Origin of the sequence: Gallibacterium melopsittaci (assembly GCF_042433085.1) — a bacterium.
GTDB classification, from domain to species: domain Bacteria; phylum Pseudomonadota; class Gammaproteobacteria; order Enterobacterales; family Pasteurellaceae; genus Gallibacterium; species Gallibacterium melopsittaci.
The window spans coordinates 20,504-42,316 of the sequence record NZ_JBHLWA010000004.1; the positions used below are offsets into that span (position 1 = coordinate 20,504).

Genomic DNA, 21,813 nt, shown 5'->3' on the forward strand with positions numbered 1-21,813 from the left:
AATTTCCTTACTCTATTTGTTGTGCCATATCATTTAATGTTGGTATTTGTTTAATTAAACCTTGCTCTTGCATAAATTGAGCCATTTTTTGATAACGATGTTGATCAAGTCCTCTCGGACTCAAACTTAAACGAGGTAAAGTATCTTTCCATGCAAGGCGATTCAGTTCGTTATCCAACTCTGTTGGCTTATAACTCACAAAATCTTGCCATGCCTGTTGTTGATGATTGATTAAATACACTGTGGCTTGTTCTAAGGCAGTAATAAATGCGGATAATGTTGCTTGGTAAGTTTTATCATTCAGTTTATTTTTATTCGCAACTACAATTAATTCATCATAAATCGGTACACCATGTTCTTCTGGATAGAACGCGAATCCTGGGTGTTTCTCTTGTGCTAACTGATTTAATTCAAAATTTCGGAATGCACCAATCACAGCACTCACTTGCTTACTAATTAACGAAGGAGAGAGTGACCAATTTACATTAATCGGTTCAACATCTTTTAGTGTTAATCCCTCTGATTTCAGCATCGTACCAAGCAATGCCTCTTCAAAACCACTCACGGAATAACCTATTTTCTTGCCTTTTAAATCGGCCAACGATTTAATTCCACTACTTTCTAATACAACCAAACTATTTAACGGTGTTGAGATGAGAGTTGCTACCCGCACCAAAGGCAAACCTTGATCAATATCCATTAGTAATTGTGGTTGATAGGTAACCGCTAAATCACTTTTACCCGCAGCAACTAATTTCGGTGGTAACGAAGGATCAGCTGGTTCAACAATCTCAACTTCTAGTCCATTTGCTTTAAAAAAGCCTTGTTGTTGTGCCACAATCACTGCAGCATGATCGGGATTAACAAACCAATCTAGCTGTAAAGTTAATTTTTGTAACTTATCTGCTGTCGCATTTAGGTGAATCGTCAAGGCAAAAAGTGCAGCTAAAAAGAGTGATTTTTTCATCATATTATCCTTTGTTGTATTTACGAAAGATCTAAGCCCATCTGCCAAAATGCAATTTCCATCCGCGTGGCAGTTGTGAAAATATGTTGGATTTTCTGTAATTGTGTTGCTGAAACAGAATCACAAAGTTGATCCAGAAAATGACTGGCTGCTTGTGCCACATCCTGAAATTCATCACAAGCATAAGTGTCAATCCAAGATTGATAGGGATTATTAGGTGGACTAATTTTATTTTGTACAATGTATTGCCCAATTTGGGCATAGCCTAAAATACAAGGTGCAATAGCTGCATACAATTCTGCTAATGTGCCTTGTGTGCCGCAATCTAATATATAGCGAGAATAGGCAATACAAGCAGATGACTCAGGCGTTTGTTGTAACTCCTCTAAACTCACTTGCCATTCTTCGCAATACGCAATATGTGTTTTTACTTCTGTCAAAATTGCTTGTAAATCATGGCTAATTGCTGTCAATGCGGGAAAGTTATCACATTTATACATCGCTAATGCTAAAGCACGACTGTAATGTAATAAATAATGGTAATCTTGTTTAAGATAATGTTGAAAACACGATTTAGCTAATGTCCCTGTTGCCAGTTGTTGTACAAAACTGTGTTCAATATAATCCCGCCAATAAGGTTCAGCATTTTGTATCAGTTGTTGTGTAATAGACATAATTTCCTCACAATAATTAACGTAATTGGTTAACCCAAGGTAAATAACGGCGCAGTAATTTGTCGGCTAAAAAGAAAAACAGTAATGTCATCAACATCAGGATAAACAAAGCTGCAAACATTAAATCCACATGCATACGTGCATTTGCATGCAGCATTAAATAACCTAGTCCTTGATTAGAACCCACCCATTCGCCAATCACCGCACCAATCGGCGCAATAGTTACCGCAATTCGTAAGCCAGACGCTAAAGAAGGTAGTGCAGCAGGTAAACGGACTCTAAACAGAATTTGTAATGGTGAAGCATTCATTGTTTTCGCCAGCTCTAACCAAGTTTTTGGCGTATTACACAAACCGTCATAACAAGCTGCTGTCACGGGGAAATAGATAATCAAAATGGTCATTGCAATTTTAGATGCCATACCATAACCAAACCAAAGGACTAACAAGGGCGCTATCGCAAAGACAGGAATGGCTTGTGAAACAACTAACAAAGGTAATAATAAGGAAGAAAGCCAACGAGATAATGACAAGACTAAAGCAGACAACAAGCCTAATAAAAACCCAAATAACAAACCTAATAGAATTTCCAATAAAGTCACTTGAGTATGTTGCCAAAGTAAGGTGGTTTGTGAAGTTAATTTATTCATCACTTCCATAGGCTGCGGCAACATATAGTGTGGTAAATCAAAAACCCATACCACAAGTTGCCATAACAATAACAATGAAGCAGAGAGCAATAATGATTTAAACAACGAAGTAACATGACGCATTTACAGCTCTCCTTGTTGTAATTGTTGCAATAATTGTTGATGTAATTGCCAAAATTCTGGCTGCTCAGGAGAGTGGATAGTTGGTGATAATACTGGACTTAAATGAACGTGATCAGCTTGCTTATGTAGTACAAAAATATCATCACATAAACAGAGTGCTTCTTGTGGATCATGTGTCACTAATAAAACGGTTTTTCCAACCAATAATTGACGAGCTAAATGTTGTAATTGCAATCGAGTAACGACATCTAAAGCCGAGAATGGCTCATCCATTAAAATAATCTCTGACGATTGCATTAATGTGCGTGCTAATGCCACACGTTGACGCTGCCCACCAGAAAGTTGATAACAGGCTTTATTTCGGTGTTCCCACATCTGTACCGCAGCCAATAACTGTTCTGCTTGTTGACGGCTCGCTGTACTTTTCTTGCCATGTAAATGTTGAGCGAGTTGTACATTATCTAACACAGATAACCACGGCAACAAACCATCATTTTGAGCCATAAATGCTACTGACTGTTTTGCTGACGTAAAGATGATCTCACCTTGTTGTATGGTCTGCTGTTCTAATCCAGCAATAATACGCAATAATGTTGATTTCCCTACGCCTGAACGCCCCAACAATGCCGTCCAACGACCTTGCTGTAAGGTAAAATTAAAATCAACAAATAATGCTTTCTGTGTGAAAGCAAGTGTTAAATGGCGTATTTGCACAGCGTTCATTGCCAGATCCATTAATAACGACGATCTAGGTAACGCACATTGAAAAGTAAATTAATGAGAAAAATAGAAATAAATGAAGAATATTGAACTGGTTGCATAATTAGTTTCCTACGTCAGTGTTAACTGTATCAGGTTCACGGGTATTATCTCAGCTGCTAAGCAGCACCCCGACTAACGGCAAATACTCTACAAGGAAAAAGCCTAAAAGACAACCTAAAATTGGTATAACTTTCCGTTATATTACATCAAATTAATTTACTTGTTATCCACCACATCTATGCTAAGTTAGCGATCTTTTTTACATGATGTAGGAACAATTTATGCAACCTTTAATTATTCTTGATGGCGGTATGGGACGTGAACTCCATCGCCGTAATGCACCATTTCGTCAACCAGAATGGTCTGCCCTTGCCCTTATGGAAACACCCAGTATTGTGCGAGATGTCCATTTAGATTATATCAACGCAGGGGCAAATGTGATTACCACTGATAGCTATGCCGTTGTCCCTTTCCATATCGGCGAACGCTTTTATCAACAAGGCGAAACCTTAGCTGCACTATCAGGCAAATTAGCCAAAGAGGCTGTGCAACAAAGTGGCAAACCAGTCTTAGTTGCTGGGTCTTTACCGCCACTTTTCGGCTCTTATCGTCCTGATCTTTTTGATGCTACAAAAGCCGAAAGCCTAGCTCGACCATTAATTAATGGCTTAGCACCTTATGTTGATCTCTGGCTTGCTGAAACACAAAGTAGCATTATTGAAATGCAAACATGGAAAGCATTAGTGGGGGATGATAAACGTCCATTCTGGTGTTCATTCACTTTAGATGATTCAGCACACCAAACCGAGCCTAAATTACGTTCAGGCGAATTGGTCACCGAAGCTGTTAAACACGCATTAGCATTAAATGTAGATACCATTTCTTTTAACTGTAGCCAAATTGAAGTCATAGAAGCGGCTTTAATTCAAGCAAAAGCATTAATTGATCAGCAAGATCGCCCTGTCAATCTAGGTGTGTATGCGAATGCGTTTGAACCACAACCAGAAGAGATGCAAGCTGCCAATGAAGCGATTGATGAAATTCGACAAGATAGCACACCAGAAAACTATCTCTTTTGGGCAAAAAAATGGCGGGCAATTGGCGCAAATGTGATTGGTGGCTGTTGTGGTATTGGGCCAGAACATATTGCACAACTCGCAAAACATCTACGTTGAGGTATCTATGGCAACCACAAAAATCGGACTTACTGCCCTCACAGCACTCGTAATTAGTTCAATGATTGGCTCTGGAATTTTCAGTTTGCCACAAAATATGGCAGCCGTAGCAGGCTCAGAAGCATTACTCATTGGCTGGTTAATTACAGGTGTGGGCATTATCTTTTTGGGTTTATCTTTCGCCTGTTTAGCCAAATTACAGCCTGAACTTGATGGTGGCGTGTATGGTTATGCTCGTGCAGGGTTTGGCGAACTTATGGGTTTCCTTTCTGCATGGGGTTATTGGCTTTGTACCACCATCGGCATCGTAGGCTATCTAGTCGTTGCCTTTGAGGCATTAGGTACCTTCACGGATCAACCTGATGCCATTATTCTTGGTAAAGGCAACACCTTTTGGTCATTTCTCGGTGCATCTGCGATTGCTTGGCTAGTCTATGCGTTAGTCGCTAAAGGCATTAAAGAAGCTGCTGGCGTTAACTTAATTGCCACCGTAGTAAAAGTTTTTCCTCTTTTACTCTTTATTGGTTTAGCAATTTACTTTTTTAATAGCGAACGTTTCTTTGCAGACTGGCAAGGTCAAGGCATTGTGAATGAAAACCAGCAACCTGCGAGTTTAATGGAACAGGTCAAAAATACAATGTTAATTACGCTCTGGGTATTCACTGGTATTGAGGGGGCAGCAGTACTATCAAAGCATGCTCAACGCCGTAGTGATGTTGGTCGAGCGACTGTCATTGGGGTAGTTATTACCTTATTAATGTATGTCGCCATCACGCTATTATCACAAGGTATTCTCCCTCGTGCTGAAATTGCTGAAATGTCCAATCCATCAATGGCAGGTATTCTTACTGCAATGGTTGGAGAATGGGGAAAATGGTTAATTACTTTTTGCTTAATCGTTTCGGTATTATCCTCGTACTTAAGTTGGACATTATACGCTACCGAAATTCCGCATTTAGGGGCAAAAAATGGTGCATTCCCTGCAGCATTTACGCGCCTCAATCCGCACAATGTTCCCCATATTTCTTTGCTGTTCACCACATTAACGGTTCAACTCTGTTTATTCCTTGTATGGAAAACAGGTAACAGCTATGAAACCTTATTATTAATTTCAACTTCAATGATTTTGATTCCTTATCTATTAGTTGGTGGATTTTTATTGAAGTACGCCTTACAACATAATTTACCTTGGCGTTATAAATTAGTAGGTGGATTAGCAACATTATATGCAGCATGGATTGTATATGCGGCAGGTATAGAATACCTATTACTCTCAGTATTACTCTATTTACCTGGTGTTTTATTATTTCTCTATTCACAACGCCAATTTGCTGGTAAATGGCAACTACGTGGCTATGAGAAAATTATCTTATTAATCTTAATTGTATTAGCCATTCCAGCGTTATTACAGCAGATAGGATAAATCTAAGTTCAGATAAAAAAGAGAAGACCGCCTTTTGGGCGGTCTTAATCTATTAATTAAAGAAGTAAGGATGTTAATTCTGGGAAAACTAATAAAGTAATAAGAACCAACAATTGTAATCCAATAAAAGGCCACACAGAACGGAAGATGTCAGTTAACTCAACCCCCTCAGGTGCAACACTCTTCAAATAAAACGCTGCAGGACCAAAAGGTGGGCTAAGGAATGAAACTTGCATATTCACACAAAATAATACCCCAAACCAAATAGGATCATAGCCAAGAGCAGTAATAATTGGTACGAAAATTGGCATAGTAAGCATTGCAACACCAATCCAGTCTAAGAACATTCCTAAGATTAAAAGGATAATCATCATAATAATGATGGTATAAATTGGTGGTGCATTTAGACTGGCAAATAAGTTAGCAATAAATCTATCGCCACCCATCAAGTTGTAAATACCAATAATCATTGTTGCACCAATACCTACCCAAATAATCATACCTACAGTATTAATAGTGTGTTTTAGTGATTCCTGGATAATTTTGAAGTTTAATTCTTTACGATAGAATGCTGCTAAAATAACACCAACTACGCCAATACAAGCGGATTCTGTAATAGAAGCAATCCCACCATAAATACTACCTAAAATCCACGTAGCAATAGCTACTGGAATGGCTATATCATGAATAATCTTTTTAATATCTTCTTTTGTAAGTTGTTGTCTTTCACTTTCAGCCATTGCAGGCCCATAATTCGGTCTCAAATAGCAAAGGGTTAGAATATAAACAATATAAAGCAAAGATAACAAAATAGATGCCGGCACTGCTGCTAAAAACAAACCACCAATCGAAACATTAGCTGTCATCCCATAAATAATTAATACAATGCTCGGTGGTACCATTGTCCCTAATGCACCACCAGCGACTACCGTACCAATGGCTAAATTCTTGTTATAGCCTAAACGTAACATTTGAGGTAACGCTAACATTCCTAATAATACAGTTTCACCGCCGATAATGCCCGACATCGTTGCTAACAACACCGCCACAAACATTGATTGAACAGCAATACCACCTTTTAAACGTCCTCCAATAATACGCATTGCATTATATAAATCGCGCGCAATACCTGTTCTATCTAATAATGTCGCCATTAATACAAACATTGGTACAGCAACAAAAGTATAAGAAGAAGTAAAATCTGTTACCCTTGCAGCTACCATCTGCATAATAGAAGCTGTATCAAACCAGAGATAAGAAATCACTAATGCAATAAATCCTGTCAAAAACCCTAGCGGCATACCAACAAAAAGTAATGATAACATCATCAAAAAAATGATGAGAGTACCTACACCAATACCAAGAGAACTAATCATGATTTCACCTCCTGATTCTTTGTACTAATATGGCGAAAAATATGTAATACAGAAAGAAAAAGAACCATCAAACAAGAAATGAAGAAAAAGGTTTTCTCAATCGCTGGAAATGGCGTATCCAATACTGTACCGGATGTTTGCATTTTAAATGTCCCCATTGGGGTAAATAATGCTTCTATTGCAGAAAGATATGAGCCATAACTTAATAAAATAAAAAAGATAAAAACTAAAAACTCTACTAATAACGCTAATGACCATCTTACTTTAGGAGAAAACTGGTCACGAATAAAAGTCATGGAAATATGTTTATTATTTGCATAACAAGCCACACCTCCATACAGTAACGAAAGGCTCACAAGAAAGGTAGTAACTTCATGTACCCATATTGTTGGACTAGAAAAAACATAACGAGCTACAACTTCGTAAAAACCAATCGCCACAATAAATAAAAAAATATAAGAAACGTAATAACCTATCTTAATAAATAGTTGATCTAAAGAATCGCATAGGCGTAGTAATGATTGAGATAAAGACATTTCCAGCTCCTTAATGAATAGGGCTAATAATTAGCCCTATTCATCGTTATGGTTTACTGCATCATTCCTTGGGAAGTAAGGAATTTTAATAAGGCTTGGTAATATTGATTACCGACTTCAGATTGTTGAGCAATTTCCTGCCAAATTTCTTTTGCAGCAGTTCTTACTTTTTTAGTTTCTTCTGGAGACCACGCCACAGGTTGAACGCCTTTTTCTATGGCTTCTCTATACGCTAATTTATCTTCATAATGCGCCTTAATTAACGTATCCAACGCCATACCTTTAAAATAGGTAATAAGGAATTCTTGATCAGCTGGTGACAAAGCTTGCCAAGTTTTTAAATTCATAATCATATGTACCGCTGGTGAAGAATGAATTCCCGGATAAATAGGATATTTAGCAATATCATGTACACCTTGTGCCTGGTTATTAGCGAATGTTGAGAAATCTGCCGCATCAATAATGCCTTTCTCTAGACTGGTATAGATTTCTGAACCTGGTAAACCAACAGGAGAAGCTCCTAATTTTGCAAATAATTTTTGAATTGGGCCAGATGGTGCTCTGATTTTTACACCTTTAAAATCATCTACTTTACTAATTTTCACTTTTGATGGTAACGATTCTGCACCAGTAACAGATACCCCAATTAATTTCGCTCCATATTTTTGAAAGATTCCATCGACAACTTCAAAACCACCACCGTTATAGTAAAAGCTTAAAATATCTTCATCACTATTCCATGCAGAAATTGTATCGCCTATTAAGCCAAATCCAGGATCGATTCCTGCATACATTGCAGCGGTAGCAACCGCACCATCAATAATTTTATTACGTACTCCAGAAAGCATATCACTAGTTTTTAATACTGAATCTAGCGGCAATAACTCAATACTGATTCTACCATTAGAGGCTTTTTCAATATTGTCAGTCCACTGTTTTTGGATCTCGTAAACTTTCTCTCCAGCAAAATTTGAACTTTCAAATTTCAAATTGATTTCAGCCGCCGATACAGCAAATGACATCATGCTTGCTAATGAGATAAATAATAAAGATTTTTTGAGGTTCATAATACACTCCTTAAAATAGTAGTTGTTTAGACAGCCGCTAACATACCACCATCAACAAACAACAGATGGCCATTGACAAAATCAGAGGCTTTTGAAGAAAGGAATACTGCTGCGCCGATTAATTCACCAGGATCACCCCAACGATTAGCCGGTGTTCTCTGGCATAACCATTGTGTAAACTGTTGATTTTCGACTAATGCTTTCGTCATTTCAGTTTTGAAATAACCTGGTGCAATACCATTCACTTGAATGTTATAACGAGCAAGTTCTACACATGCTCCTCTAGTGATCATCTTCACCGCACCTTTTGATGCTGCATACGGTGTAATCGTATCTCGACCTAATTCACTCTGCATGGATCCAATATTGATGATTTTCCCAGCTTTACGCTCAACCATATATTTTCCTACGGCTTGAATCATTAAGAACACCGCTTTCTGGTTAGTGTTAATCACACTATCCCAATCTTGTTCTGGGAACTCGAGAATCGGATGGCGGCGTTGAATCCCTGCATTATTAATTAAAATATCGATAGGGCCGATTTGTTGTTCAATCATGGCAACGTTTTTCTCAATTTCAGCTTTATTCGTTACATCAAAAGGAACTGCATGCGCTTTAAAGCCTTTTTCTTTTAACGCATTTGCCGCTGCTACTGTTCGCTCTACATTTGTCCCATTAACAATGATTTCTGCGCCATATTCGGCTAAACCTGTTGCCAATAAAAATCCAATCCCTCTGGTTGATCCTGTAATCAGCGCTCTCTTTCCTTGTAAATCAAAAAGATCTTTCATAACTATTCCTCAAATGTTAATTGCACTTTGATTGCTTTACTTTTATCGCCTGCTGTTTGTAATGCTTCTTCTGCATCTTTATAGGAAAATTCATGCGACAACAGTGGTAATGGATTGATTAGACCTTGTTCTAGCCAACGTACAGCAACTTCAAATTCATTGGTAAACCGGAAAGCACCTTTATAAGTCAATTCTTTAGCTAAAAACTTAGTTACTGGAATTGGTGCATCACCTTTTGCCATACCAATTTGAACAATCGTTCCTGTTGCTTTTGTTGCATCAATGGCAAAATGAATCGCACTTACCGCGCCTGATGCTTCAAAACTCACATCAAAATAACCCTTATCTGCAAAATATTCTTCATGGTTATCCAATGGATTAATTGTTGAAGTCGCGCCCATTTGCATTGCGCTGTCACGACAAGAAGGTTGAATATCTGCAGCAACGATTTCCACTGCACCAGCTTGTTTACAAGCTGCTATCAATAATGAACCTATCGGGCCACATCCAGTCACTAAAACTTTTTTGCCGACTAAAGAACCTGCTTGATTAACTGCATGGATACCAACTGCTAAAGGTTCAGCAAAAACCATGACCTTGCTAGGAATCTTATTATCATAAGGAATAACCTGATCATCTCTTACAACGACATATTGTGAAAACCCACCATCCACATGAGGGTTTAACATAGCGCTCCCAAAAAAACGCATATTTAAACATTGATTAGATTTTCCACTTAAACAAAACTTACAATGCAAACAAGGTTTACTTGGATTTACTGCAACCGATTGCTTTTTATCTTCTAAAAAACCAACAACTTCATGCCCCAAAATCATAGGATGTTTTAAACTAAAATTACCAATCCCTCCTTCATTATAATAGTGAATATCTGAACCACAGATGCCTCCTCTTATTATTTTTACAATAATATCATTAGGATATATTGGTTTTATCTCTGTATTTGTAATTTGAATTTGATGAGCTCCAGAGACCTTAATACATTTTGATTGAATTTGTTGCACCATTTCACACCTCTCTTTATCTTCTTATGCAACCGGTTGCCTAAAAAGTATTATTTTTATATTTAACTTGCAATCAGTTTTTGTTTAAACTGTGATCAGTTTCAAAAAAAGAATGATTTCAGATAGAATACTGCCTGCTAAAAATAAATGACTTGACCTATTTTTTATGAAAAGACGCACCACCATAGATGACATTGCAAAAGCTTTAGGCGTGAATAAATCCACCGTTTCTAGAGGAATTAATAATCCTTCTCTTGTTTCACAAGAAATGCGCACAAGAATAGAAAAAATGTGTAAGAAAATGAATTACATACCTAATAGCATTGCAAAATCATTGGCCTCCTCTTCGACCAATTCTATTGTGTTATTAATTCCTTCTTTCAGTAATGATGTGTTTAAAGAAGTGATTGATGGTGTGAAAGAAATTTGTGATCAATATAATTACAACTTATTAATTAGTGATTTCTCTTATACTCCACTAGAAGAGCAACGCATTATTGAAAAATATATGCAGCAAAATGTTGATGGATTTATTCTTACCGAAACATACCACACACAAAAAACTATCGATCTATTAAATACTGCACATATTCCAACAATAGAATTAATGCATATCTATGAAAATCCTCATTTTCTTGCCAATATTGGGATTAATCAGTATGCCGCTGCAGAATATTTAGTTCGTTTTTTAGTGAATGACAAACAACGCCAACATATTGCCCTCTGTTCTTCTTGGTTAGATAGCCGTGCTTTATTAAGAAAAATGGCATGGGAAGACGTATTAACTGCTCATAATCTCCCTACAGATCGACATTTCACCGTACAAGGAAAAACTTCTTTCGTGAGTGGCGCAGAAGCATTAATTGAAATTTTATACCAATGGCCCGATACCGATGCAATCTTCTTTGTGAATGACGATATTGCAGCTGGCGCTATCATGGAGTGTTCTCGTAGAGGAATTAAGGTAGGTAAAGATTTAGATATTGTTGGTTTTAATGATTTAGATTTTGCCAAAGTATTAAATCCAACATTAACCACTATTGCCACCCCACGTTTTGAAATTGGTAAACTGGGTGCACAAACCTTGATCCAGTTTTTATCTGGACAAACACCAGAACAGCAAACGATCGAATTACCGTTTAAATTTATTCGCCGGCAAAGTGCTTAATTTTTATTAGAAAATAAGATAGAACCTATTTAGGTTCTACCTCAACTTTGTTTAATTATTTGCTCTTGCAAAGGCTGCAGCTTCGGCAATTAAATCTTCATCTGGACGAATCCCTGTATAAAGTTCAAACTGCTCAACGGCTTGTAATACCGCCACTTCCGCACCAGAAATAATTTGCTTGCCTTGTTGTTGAGCGGTTTGAATAAATGGAGTTTCTACTGGTAATGCCACCACATCAAAAGCGACTTTCGCTTGCTCAATTAAAGATAATGGAAAAGAAAGGTTAAATTCCTCTTTACCACCACTCATTCCAATCGGAGTGGCATTCACTAAAATATCTGCGGCTTGATCTGTTAAAGCATCAATATATTGATAACCATATAATTGTGCGAGATAAGTTCCCGTTGTCGCATTTCGTGCATACACTTTCACATCAGTAAATCCTGAATTTTTAAATGCCGCGACCACAGCTTTTGCCATTCCACCACTACCATGTACAATCACGTTGCTATTTGGGGTTAAATGGTATTTTTCAATTAATTTCACAATCGCAATATAGTCTGTATTGTATGCTTTCAAATAACCATCCGTATTCACAATCGTATTAACTGATTCGATCGCTTGAGCCGATTCCGCAATTTCATCTAAAAATGGCATACAACTCTCTTTAAATGGCATTGATACTGCACAACCACGAATACCTAATGCCCGAACCCCTTTCACTGCGTGCTCAATATCATTCGTTGTAAATGCTTTATAAATAAAATTTAATCCCAGTTTTTGATAAAGATAGTTGTGAAAACGTGTGCCAAAATTGCCGGGTCTGCCAGCCAATGACATACAAAGTTGAGTATCTTTATTGATGATCATACTGTTACTCCTTAATGATTAATCGGGCGTGATTTTAGCACTAACCCAATTTAAGTCGATATTTGATGTTATAATTTGGCGCATTTGCTAAAACCACAACATGGAAAGGATAATGATGGATTTCTCCGAACTTTTAGATGGCTTAAATGATCGACAACGTGAAGCCGTAGCTGCACCGCTAGGAAACTATTTAGTTCTCGCTGGGGCAGGCAGTGGCAAAACACGAGTGTTAACCTATCGGATTGCTTGGTTAATTGGTGTAGAAAATGTGAGTGAAGCCTCTATTATGGCAGTAACCTTTACCAATAAAGCCGCTGCCGAAATGCGTCATCGGATTGAATCCTTATTAAAAGATCATCTACAACCCCCTTTTGGTATGTGGGTCGGGACTTTCCACAGTTTGGCACATCGTTTATTACGCCGCCATGCGTTAGATGCGGGCTTACCACAAGATTTCCAAATTCTTGATTCTGAAGATCAATTACGCTTAATTAAACGCTTGATTAAATCGTATAGTATTGATGAAGGGCTATATCCACCAAAACAGGCTTGCTGGTTTATCAATAGCAAAAAAGACCTCGGATTACGTCCTGAGCAAATTGAAACAAAAGATAAAGAATCACGGAAATGGGTAGAAATTTATAAAATTTATCAAGATGCTTGTGATCGTGCTGGCTTAGTTGATTTTGCTGAATTATTACTGCGTACTTACGAGCTTTGGTTAAAGAAACCCTTGATTTTGCAACGCTATCAACAACGCTTCCAACATATTTTGGTTGATGAGTTTCAAGATACTAACAATATCCAATATGCATGGGTAAAACTGTTAGCAGGACAAACTGGCAAGGTGATGATTGTTGGTGATGATGACCAATCTATTTATGGTTGGCGTGGTGCACAAATTGAAAATATTCATCGTTTTTTAACTGACTATCAAGCCCAAACCATTCGCTTAGAACAAAACTACCGTTCAACAGAAAATATTCTGCAATCGGCTAACGTCTTAATCGCCAATAATGAAGGACGCTTAGGAAAAAATTTATGGACGGAAGGTAATAAAGGCGAACCTGTTGGCATTTACCAAGCCTTTAATGAACAAGACGAAGCTCGCTTTGTTACCTCGCAAATAAAACAGTGGGTAGAAGAGGGTGGCAGTTATGATCAATGTGCCATTTTATACCGTAGTAATCGCCAATCTCGCATTTTAGAAGAAGCCTTATTACAAGCAGGTTTACCTTATCGTATCTATGGTGGCTTACGTTTCTTTGAGCGCCAAGAAATTAAAGATACTTTAGGTTATTTACGCTTAATAGCGAATCGACATGATGATGTTGCCTTTGAACGTGTCGTCAATACGCCAACAAGAGGAATTGGTGATCGGACGGTCGATATCTTGCGTCAAATCGCTCGTCAAAATACAACGACACTTTGGCAAGCAGCACATTTTGCGATTGAACAAAAATTAGTCCAAGGACGAGCGTCTGCCGCATTACTACGCTTTATTGAATTAATTAATGCGTTAGCATCTGATACTGAATATATGCCTTTGGCGGAACAAACTGAATTTGTGATCAAACATTCTGGTTTACAAGAGATGTACCAAAATGAGAAAGGCGAAAAAGGAGAAGTGCGTTTAGAAAACTTAGAAGAGTTAGTTTTTGCTGCACGTGATTTCCAAAAGCCTGATGAAGCTGAAGAGATGAGCGATTTATTAGCCTTTTTAACCCATGCTTCCTTAGAAGCAGGAGAAGGACAAGCCGCTCCACATCAAGCCTGTATTGATTTAATGACCTTACACTCATCGAAAGGATTGGAATTTGATCGCGTCTTTATTGTTGGTATGGAAGAGGGCTTATTCCCAAGTGGTGCATCGAGTAATGATGTGCAAGGCATTGAAGAAGAACGCCGTTTAGCTTATGTCGGGATTACCCGAGCAAAGAAAAAATTAACACTGTGTTATGCGGAACAACGCCGCCTCTATTCACAAGAAGAGAAACGGATTATTTCCCGTTTTATCAATGAGTTACCAAAAGAAAATATTCAAGAGATCCGTTTGCGTGGTACGGTAACTCGTGCGATTAACCGTGAAGCCGTCGGTTCTGCGAAGCCATTATTAAACAATCAAGAATGGAAAATGGGACAAAAAGTGAAACACGCAAAATTTGGTTATGGTACGGTGATCAATGTAGAGGGTAGCGATCAAAATGTTCGCTTACAAGTCGCCTTCCAAAATTTAGGGATCAAATGGCTGATTGCAAAATTAGCAAATTTAGAAAAATTGTGATCTTTTCAGATCCATATGAAACTTTTTGCATTATAATGTGTCGAAGCAGCGTTCCAAAAGCACGCTTTTTTTACATTAGATTGTAACTGTGCTATAACGGTAACGAATTATTTAATTAAGAAGGTAATAATGACAAAAGAAATGCAAAGCATGATGCTTGTTCCACAAGGTAGTTTAGAGGCTTACATCCGAGCAGCAAACGAATATCCGATGCTGACCGCAGAAGAAGAAAAGGAGCTTGCAGAACGTTTGTATTACCATCAAGACGTTGATGCAGCTAAAAAATTAGTTCTATCTCACTTACGTTTTGTAATTCATGTCGCACGTGGCTATTCAGGTTATGGTTTACCACAAGCCGATTTAATCCAAGAAGGTAATATTGGTTTAATGAAAGCGGTTAAACGTTTTAACCCAGAAGTTGGTGTGCGTCTAGTTTCGTTTGCGGTTCATTGGATCAAAGCTGAGATTCACGAATATGTATTACGTAACTGGCGTATTGTGAAAGTTGCAACAACCAAAGCACAACGCAAATTATTCTTTAATCTACGTAAAACCAAACAACGTTTAGGTTGGTTTAACGCAAGTGAAGTTGATATGGTTGCAAATGAACTTGGTGTATCGCCAGAAGATGTCCAAGAAATGGAATCACGTATGAGTGGTATCGATATGGCATATGATTTGCCAGTTGATGATGCCGAAGATGCGTATGCACCAGCACTGTATTTAGAAGATAAAAGTTCTAACTTTGCAGCTGACCTAGAAGATGAAAACTTTGAAAGTCAAGCAACGGAACAGCTCTCTGAAGCACTTGAGCAATTAGATGATAGAAGTCGTCATATCATTCAAACTCGCTGGTTAGACGACAATAAAGCAACTTTACAAGAATTAGCTGATCACTACGGTGTATCTGCTGAACGTATTAGACAATTAGAAAACAACGCATTGAAAAAATTAAGAAATGCGGTAACGTTCTAATCTAAATCTAACCCCCTGAAATAGGCCCACATTTGCCGTTTATATTGTGGGCTTATTTTTTCTCTCTTCTCCTCACATTTTTTCGTAATTGTCATCATTCTGTCATATTTGCTGATTAAACTGCTCGCCGTAGAAAGTTAATTACCTAATGAGGAGAAAAATATGCTATCTAAAGTGCTTAAACAACTTGCCGTTTTAGCCGTTTCATTACCAATCCTTTCTCAAGCGAATGCTTCTGAAATCACAGGTGCAGGCGCTTCATTCCCTTACCCAATTTATGCAAAATGGGCTGGACTTTACGAAAAAGAAACAGGAAATAAAGTTAACTATCAATCTATCGGTTCAGGTGGTGGTCAACAACAAATCATTGCCAAAACAATTGATTTTGGTGCATCAGATGACCCAATGAAACCAGACGCATTAGAACAACATCAATTATTACAATTCCCAGCGATTATCGGCGGAACTGTTCCAGTAGTAAATATTCCTGAAGTAAAAGCAGGTGAATTACAACTTTCAGGCCCAGTATTGGCTGATATTTTCTTAGGCAAAATCACCAAATGGAATGACCCTGCGATTGTTGCATTGAATAAAGGCAAAAAATTGCCTGAAAAAAATATCTTAGTCGTCCGCCGTTCTGACGGTTCTGGTACAACCTTTGGTTGGACTAACTACCTCTCTAAAGTTTCTCCAGAATGGAAAGAAAAAGTGGGCGAAGGTAAATCTGTTAAATGGCCAGTCGGTCAAGGTGGAAAAGGTAACGAAGGCGTTGCAGCTTACGTTAAACAATTAAAATATTCTATTGGTTATGTTGAATACGCTTATGCAAAACAAAATCAACTTGCTTGGGTATCTCTCCAAAATGCCGCTGGTAAATTTGTGCAACCATCACGCGACAGCTTTATGGCTGCTGCTGCCAATGCGGATTGGAACAGTGCCCCAGGTATGGGCGTGGTCTTAACTAACGAACCAGGTGATCAATCTTGGCCAATTACTGCAGCAAGTTTCATCTTATTACACAAAAATGCAGTGAATGCAGAAAATACTAAAAACGTATTCAAATTCTTCGATTGGGCATTCAAAAACGGGAAAGATGCTGCATTACAACTAGATTATGTGCCATTACCTGACAGTGTAGTTTCACAAATCAAAGCTCGCTGGAGTTCAGATGTAAAAGACGCACAAGGTAAATCATTGTACTAATAATAAATTAGCTATACCCCCAAAGACTGTGAACCATGGATGGTTTGCAGTCTTTACTTACAACACATCGAGATCGATACGATGCATAAATTAGATAATAAATGTTTAAATCATGCCTGGTTAGAAAGGGCGTTTAAATATACTACACGTTTTTTTGCACTTCTCGTGTTTGCAGTGTTAAGTGCCATTTTAATCTCATTAATCGTGGGAAGTTGGGATTCGATCAGCAAATTCCATCTTAAATTTCTTTGGACAAATGACTGGGATCCAGTACAAGAACATTACGGTGCATTAGTACCCATTATTGGAACACTTATCTCTGCGGGAATCGCTCTCCTAATTGCAGTCCCTATTTCATTCGGTATTGCCACCTTTTTAACCGAACTCTCGCCAGAATGGTTAAAACGCCCTATCGGGACTGCCGTAGAAATGCTTGCTGCGATTCCCTCTATTATTTACGGGATGTGGGGATTATTTGTTTTTGTCCCATTATTTCAAGAATATGTACAACCTTATTTAATTGAATGTTTAGGCGATTTGCCCTTTGTTGGTATCTTATTTGCGGGCGCACCATTCGGTATTGGTTTATTTACAGCTGGCTTAGTACTAGGCATTATGATTATTCCATTCATCGCTTCTGTGATGCGTGATGTTTTTAGTGTCGTGCCACCGATGTTAAAAGAATCTGCGTATGGTTTAGGTTCTACTACATGGGAAGTCGTTTGGAAAGTCATTCTACCTTACACCAAAACAGGCGTTATCGGCAGTATTATGTTAGGTCTTGGTCGTGCATTAGGGGAAACAATGGCAGTGACCTTTGTCATTGGGAATGCCTTCCAATTACCAGATTCCATTTTCTCTCCATCCACGTCTATCGCTTCTGCCATTGCAAATGAATTTAACGAAGCAGGCGGTTTACAAAAATCCTCCTTAATGGAATTAGGCTTAATCCTCTTCCTAATCACTACTATCGTCCTTGCTGGCGCACGTCTATTAGTCATGCGTATGACAAAAAATGAGGGAAGAAAATAATGAAACAGCACCAAAATCAACGTTTCTATCAACGTAAAATTAAAAATTGTTTTATGCTAGGGTTGGCTTATCTAGCAGTTGTTTTTGGCTTATTTTGGTTAGTATGGATTTTATCAACGCTAATCTTAAAGGGCGTACCAGCGTTATCACTTGAACTTTTTATTAAGCCAACTCCAGCCCCAAATGAATCAGGTGGTTTAATTAACGCCATTATCGGTTCTATTTTAATGGTTGCAGTGGCCACCTTAATTGCCACTCCAGTTGGTATTCTGGCAGGAACCTATCTTAGTGAATATGGACGTTATACCCGAATCGCTAAAATCACCCGATTTCTCAACGATATTCTCTTATCTGCACCATCAATTATTATCGGGTTATTTATCTATGCCATCTATGTTTCCCAAGTGAAACACTTTTCAGGTTGGGCAGGTTCATTAGCATTAGCGATGTTAGTCATTCCTGTTGTGGTAAGAACAACGGATAGTATGCTGAATTTAGTACCAAATAATTTACGTGAAGCCGCTGCAGCTTTAGGTTGTCCACAATGGCGAGTCATCACCATGATCTGTTATCGTGCTGCACGTTCTGGGATTTTAACAGGAGTATTACTCTCTGTGGCTCGAATTTCTGGTGAAACCGCCCCATTACTCTTTACGGCACTCTCTAATCAATTTACCTCATTTGATATGAATGCCCCAATGGCTAACTTACCTGTTGTCATTTACCAATATGCAGCCAGTCCATTTGAAGACTGGAATAATTTAGCGTGGGCAGGCGCAACCTTAATTACTTTATTTGTGTTATCGCTCAATATCATCACCCGTACTTGCTCAAAGAAACATAATAAACAAGGATAACTACTTATGAATCAATTACCGAACAATGTAGAAGCAAAACTAACCATCAATAATCTTAATTTCTACTATGGTGATTTCCACGCACTAAAAAATATCAATATGCAAATCGCCAAAAATAAAGTCACCGCTTTTATTGGTCCATCAGGTTGTGGCAAATCAACGCTATTGCGTACTTTTAACCGTATGTTTGAACTCTATCCGAACCAATATGCGACGGGAGAAATTAACTTAGATAAAGAAAACCTATTAACTACCGATATTGATATTGCCATTATTCGTTCTAAAGTCGGTATGGTTTTCCAAAAACCGACACCATTCCCGATGTCGATTTATGATAACGTTGCATTTGGAATTCGCTTATTTGAGAAGCTGCCAAAATCAGAATTAAATGATCGTGTTGAATGGGCATTGACCAAAGCTGCACTATGGAATGAAGTTAAAGATAAACTTAACCAAAGTGGTGATAGTCTTTCTGGCGGTCAACAACAACGCTTATGTATCGCACGAGGCATTGCCGTAAAACCTGAAGTATTATTACTCGATGAGCCTTGTTCTGCGCTTGACCCAATTTCGACGATGAAAATTGAAGAGTTAATTACCGAATTGAAACACGATTACACCGTGGTAATTGTGACGCATAATATGCAACAAGCTGCCCGTTGTTCTGATTACACGGCGTATATGTACCTTGGTGAATTAGTGGAGTTTGACGAAACCCAGAAAATCTTTGATAAACCGAAATATCAACGGACAGAAGATTACATTAAAGGTAAAATGGGCTGATAAACAATTTTTGTACATAATTGCAGCAATGTCGGATACCCATCCGACATTTACACTCAACGATATCACTATGGCTGGAAAAATTTTAGTAGTAGAAGACGAACGTGCGATCCGTGAAATGATTGCGCTCTATCTTATGAAGCAACAATATGAAGTTATTGAAGCAGAAGATTACCAAAGTGCTGTCAACAAAATGGCAGAAAATCCCGAATTAATCCTGTTAGATTGGATGCTTCCTGGTCGTCCTGGCATTATGTTTATTGACTATCTCAAAAAACAGGAAGAAACCGCAAAAATCCCAATTATTATGCTAACCGCACGCAGTGCAGAAGAGGATTGTATTACCTGTTTAAATGCAGGTGCCGACGACTACATAACTAAACCCTTTTCCCCAAAAATTCTCCTTGCCCGCATTGAGGCATTGTGGCGACGTAGTTATGATCCACCAAGTCATCTTATTAGTATGGATAATCTGCTACTCGATGAAAAAGCACAACGTGTCACCTACGATGATCAGCTTATTGAGTTAAGTGCAACTGAATACCGTTTATTGCATTTCTTTATGACACATCCAGAAAAAGTCTATTCACGAGAACAACTCCTAGACTTTATCTGGGGCAACGATATTTATGTCGAAGATCGTACCGTTGATTCCTATATCCGCCGTTTACGGCGTAGCTTGGAACCATATCAATGTGATCGCTATGTTCAAACGGTTCGAGGTTTCGGTTACCGTTTCTCTAACCATTTTCAGGATTAAATTGAATGAAGCTAAATATCTCGCTTAAACATCTGATTCTTGAAACATTACTGGTCGTCTTTACTGCCTTTATTTTTAGTTTATTTTCGGAAAACTTCTATTTTTGGCTCATTATTTTTTTAATCCTGCTATTAATCTGGCATCACTACAATGAATTCCGCTTATTAGAATTACTCAATCCTAATAAACCTTCAAAACAGCTTAAAAAACTCACTGCGATTGAACATATTTCACAAACGGCAGCCTATTACAATCAACGTTCACGCAAAGAGAAAATCAAAACCTTACGCTTACTCTCTAAATTAAATAAAAATATTCAATATCTACCTGATGCAATTATTATTTGTGAACATAACGGCGATATCTCTTGGTGTAACCAAGTCGCACAAGAGATGTTTGAGTTTGTTTGGGATAAAAAAAGTGACAAGAACATCTTTAAAGTGATCTTCTACCCAGAATTTAAACACTACTTTAGCCAACCTCGCTTAAGTAAACGCAATCGTCCACTCGTTTTATTAACACACAACAAACGTTATATCGAATTTAACCTCAATAGTTACGATAGTGAATCCTATTTGATTGTGGCACGAGATGTGACCTCCTTTATTCGCTTGATGCATTCACGTCAAACCTTTCTTGCCAATATGAACCATGAATTACGCACACCATTAACTGTGCTGCAAGGCTATTTAGAAATGTTAGATTGTGACCTTGATAATCCATTACTGCAACAAAAAGCGATTGAAGCGATGAAAGAACAAAGTCAACGGATGGCGAATTTACTACAACAACTCTCTTTACTCGCTAAAATTGAGAATATTAATAATGCCGAACACGAAGTTGTCGATCTCTCGCAATTAGTCCTCTCTTTCCAAAAGAATACCGACATTATCAACCACGAACAGCAACACATTATTTTTGATGTCACACCTAACATCAAAATTATGGGCGATGAACATCAATTACAAAGTGCGGTATCCAACCTTATTTATAACGCTATTCGTCATGCAGGTGATCAAGCAACGATTCATATCAACTTACATCCATGTAAACAAGGTGTCCGTTTTAGCGTCCAAGATGACGGTATCGGTATCGAAACCCAACATCTCGTCCATTTAACCGAACGTTTTTATCGCGTTGATGAATCTCGCAGTAATAAAACGGGCGGCAGTGGTTTAGGTTTGGCAATCGTGAAACACGCCTTAGAGCAACATCACACCGTGTTAGAAATTCAAAGTGAAGTCGGGAAAGGCAGCGAATTTGCATTTGTCATCAAAGATGATCTCTTAGTTACACCACAATAACAGATAAAATAA

General features: G+C 38.1%; 21 protein-coding genes and 1 riboswitch. Of the genes, 11 read left to right on the top strand and 10 right to left on the bottom strand.

Annotated elements, in window-relative coordinates; genetic code table 11:
* Positions 1 to 7: 7 nt before the first annotated feature.
* The 4 genes from ACFFHT_RS00850 to ACFFHT_RS00865 are packed head-to-tail and all read right to left on the bottom strand — an operon-like array spanning position 8 to position 3,136.
* The gene (locus ACFFHT_RS00850; protein WP_382372577.1) at positions 8 to 970 is read right to left on the bottom strand and encodes an ABC transporter substrate-binding protein; all 963 of its coding nucleotides are present in this window, start codon (positions 968 to 970) and stop codon (positions 8 to 10) included.
* A gap of 17 nt (positions 971 to 987) precedes the next feature.
* Positions 988 to 1,635, bottom strand: coding sequence for a thiaminase II (gene tenA, locus ACFFHT_RS00855; protein WP_382372768.1), 648 nt, complete (start codon positions 1,633 to 1,635; stop codon positions 988 to 990).
* Positions 1,636 to 1,657: 22 nt separating this feature from the next.
* Entirely contained in the window at positions 1,658 to 2,413 is a 756-nt protein-coding gene (locus ACFFHT_RS00860; protein WP_382372579.1) for an ABC transporter permease, read from the bottom strand.
* Positions 2,414 to 3,136 (bottom strand): ABC transporter ATP-binding protein, encoded by a 723-nt coding sequence (locus tag ACFFHT_RS00865; RefSeq protein WP_382372581.1) that lies wholly within the window; start codon positions 3,134 to 3,136, stop codon positions 2,414 to 2,416. It lies immediately after the preceding gene.
* Between the two features lie 88 nt (positions 3,137 to 3,224).
* Positions 3,225 to 3,316, bottom strand: a riboswitch (TPP riboswitch).
* A 140-nt stretch (positions 3,317 to 3,456) separates the two neighbouring features.
* On the opposite strand from ACFFHT_RS00865, the gene ACFFHT_RS00870 reads away from it, so the two are divergent.
* Together ACFFHT_RS00870 and ACFFHT_RS00875 are read left to right on the top strand one after the other, a co-directional pair.
* Positions 3,457 to 4,350: a homocysteine S-methyltransferase family protein gene (locus tag ACFFHT_RS00870; RefSeq protein ID WP_382372583.1), complete on the top strand. Its 894-nt coding sequence runs from the start codon at positions 3,457 to 3,459 to the stop codon at positions 4,348 to 4,350.
* Positions 4,351 to 4,357: 7 nt separating this feature from the next.
* Positions 4,358 to 5,773, top strand: coding sequence for a basic amino acid/polyamine antiporter (locus ACFFHT_RS00875; RefSeq protein ID WP_382372585.1), 1,416 nt, complete (start codon positions 4,358 to 4,360; stop codon positions 5,771 to 5,773).
* A 56-nt stretch (positions 5,774 to 5,829) separates the two neighbouring features.
* On the opposite strand, the gene ACFFHT_RS00880 is transcribed toward ACFFHT_RS00875, so the two are convergent.
* The 5 genes from ACFFHT_RS00880 to ACFFHT_RS00900 are packed head-to-tail and all read right to left on the bottom strand — an operon-like array spanning position 5,830 to position 10,568.
* Positions 5,830 to 7,149, bottom strand: a complete 1,320-nt coding sequence (locus tag ACFFHT_RS00880) for a TRAP transporter large permease (RefSeq protein ID WP_382372587.1) — start codon at positions 7,147 to 7,149, stop codon at positions 5,830 to 5,832.
* Complete coding sequence (locus tag ACFFHT_RS00885) at positions 7,146 to 7,685, bottom strand: TRAP transporter small permease subunit (RefSeq protein ID WP_382372589.1); 540 nt, start codon at positions 7,683 to 7,685, stop codon at positions 7,146 to 7,148. The genes ACFFHT_RS00880 and ACFFHT_RS00885 overlap by 4 nt, the downstream gene beginning before the upstream one ends.
* A 53-nt stretch (positions 7,686 to 7,738) precedes the next feature.
* A complete protein-coding gene (locus tag ACFFHT_RS00890) occupies positions 7,739 to 8,752 on the bottom strand; it encodes a TRAP transporter substrate-binding protein (RefSeq protein WP_382372591.1) in 1,014 nt (337 codons plus the stop codon).
* 26 nt (positions 8,753 to 8,778) lie between these two features.
* Positions 8,779 to 9,543: a gluconate 5-dehydrogenase gene (idnO, locus tag ACFFHT_RS00895; RefSeq protein ID WP_382372592.1), complete on the bottom strand. Its 765-nt coding sequence runs from the start codon at positions 9,541 to 9,543 to the stop codon at positions 8,779 to 8,781.
* A gap of 2 nt (positions 9,544 to 9,545) precedes the next feature.
* Complete coding sequence (locus tag ACFFHT_RS00900; protein WP_382372594.1) at positions 9,546 to 10,568, bottom strand: zinc-binding dehydrogenase; 1,023 nt, start codon at positions 10,566 to 10,568, stop codon at positions 9,546 to 9,548.
* A gap of 163 nt (positions 10,569 to 10,731) precedes the next feature.
* Here ACFFHT_RS00900 and ACFFHT_RS00905 point away from each other — a divergent pair, with 163 nt between their 5' ends.
* Positions 10,732 to 11,733: a LacI family DNA-binding transcriptional regulator gene (locus ACFFHT_RS00905; protein ID WP_382372596.1), complete on the top strand. Its 1,002-nt coding sequence runs from the start codon at positions 10,732 to 10,734 to the stop codon at positions 11,731 to 11,733.
* A gap of 51 nt (positions 11,734 to 11,784) precedes the next feature.
* On the opposite strand, the gene ACFFHT_RS00910 is transcribed toward ACFFHT_RS00905, so the two are convergent.
* Positions 11,785 to 12,600, bottom strand: coding sequence for a shikimate 5-dehydrogenase (locus ACFFHT_RS00910; RefSeq protein ID WP_382372770.1), 816 nt, complete (start codon positions 12,598 to 12,600; stop codon positions 11,785 to 11,787).
* Positions 12,601 to 12,718: 118 nt separating this feature from the next.
* Here ACFFHT_RS00910 and uvrD point away from each other — a divergent pair, with 118 nt between their 5' ends.
* From uvrD to phoR, 8 genes are all read left to right on the top strand, one after another.
* Complete coding sequence (gene uvrD, locus ACFFHT_RS00915) at positions 12,719 to 14,887, top strand: DNA helicase II (protein WP_382372772.1); 2,169 nt, start codon at positions 12,719 to 12,721, stop codon at positions 14,885 to 14,887.
* Between the two features lie 129 nt (positions 14,888 to 15,016).
* Positions 15,017 to 15,862: an RNA polymerase sigma factor RpoH gene (gene rpoH, locus ACFFHT_RS00920; protein WP_382372598.1), complete on the top strand. Its 846-nt coding sequence runs from the start codon at positions 15,017 to 15,019 to the stop codon at positions 15,860 to 15,862.
* Positions 15,863 to 16,024: 162 nt separating this feature from the next.
* Positions 16,025 to 17,065 carry a phosphate ABC transporter substrate-binding protein PstS gene (gene pstS / locus ACFFHT_RS00925; protein WP_382372600.1) on the top strand — a complete coding sequence of 347 codons (1,041 nt, stop codon included), beginning with the start codon at positions 16,025 to 16,027 and terminating at the stop codon, positions 17,063 to 17,065.
* A gap of 81 nt (positions 17,066 to 17,146) precedes the next feature.
* Positions 17,147 to 18,097, top strand: a complete 951-nt coding sequence (gene pstC, locus ACFFHT_RS00930) for a phosphate ABC transporter permease subunit PstC (RefSeq protein WP_382372602.1) — start codon at positions 17,147 to 17,149, stop codon at positions 18,095 to 18,097.
* A complete protein-coding gene (gene pstA, locus ACFFHT_RS00935) occupies positions 18,097 to 18,954 on the top strand; it encodes a phosphate ABC transporter permease PstA (RefSeq protein WP_382372604.1) in 858 nt (285 codons plus the stop codon). The genes pstC and pstA overlap by 1 nt, the downstream gene beginning before the upstream one ends.
* A 6-nt stretch (positions 18,955 to 18,960) precedes the next feature.
* Positions 18,961 to 19,737, top strand: coding sequence for a phosphate ABC transporter ATP-binding protein PstB (gene pstB / locus ACFFHT_RS00940; protein ID WP_382372606.1), 777 nt, complete (start codon positions 18,961 to 18,963; stop codon positions 19,735 to 19,737).
* 70 nt (positions 19,738 to 19,807) lie between these two features.
* Positions 19,808 to 20,497 (top strand): phosphate regulon transcriptional regulator PhoB, encoded by a 690-nt coding sequence (gene phoB, locus ACFFHT_RS00945; protein WP_382372607.1) that lies wholly within the window; start codon positions 19,808 to 19,810, stop codon positions 20,495 to 20,497.
* Between the two features lie 5 nt (positions 20,498 to 20,502).
* Positions 20,503 to 21,801 carry a phosphate regulon sensor histidine kinase PhoR gene (phoR, locus tag ACFFHT_RS00950; RefSeq protein ID WP_382372609.1) on the top strand — a complete coding sequence of 433 codons (1,299 nt, stop codon included), beginning with the start codon at positions 20,503 to 20,505 and terminating at the stop codon, positions 21,799 to 21,801.
* Positions 21,802 to 21,813 lie beyond the last annotated feature (12 nt).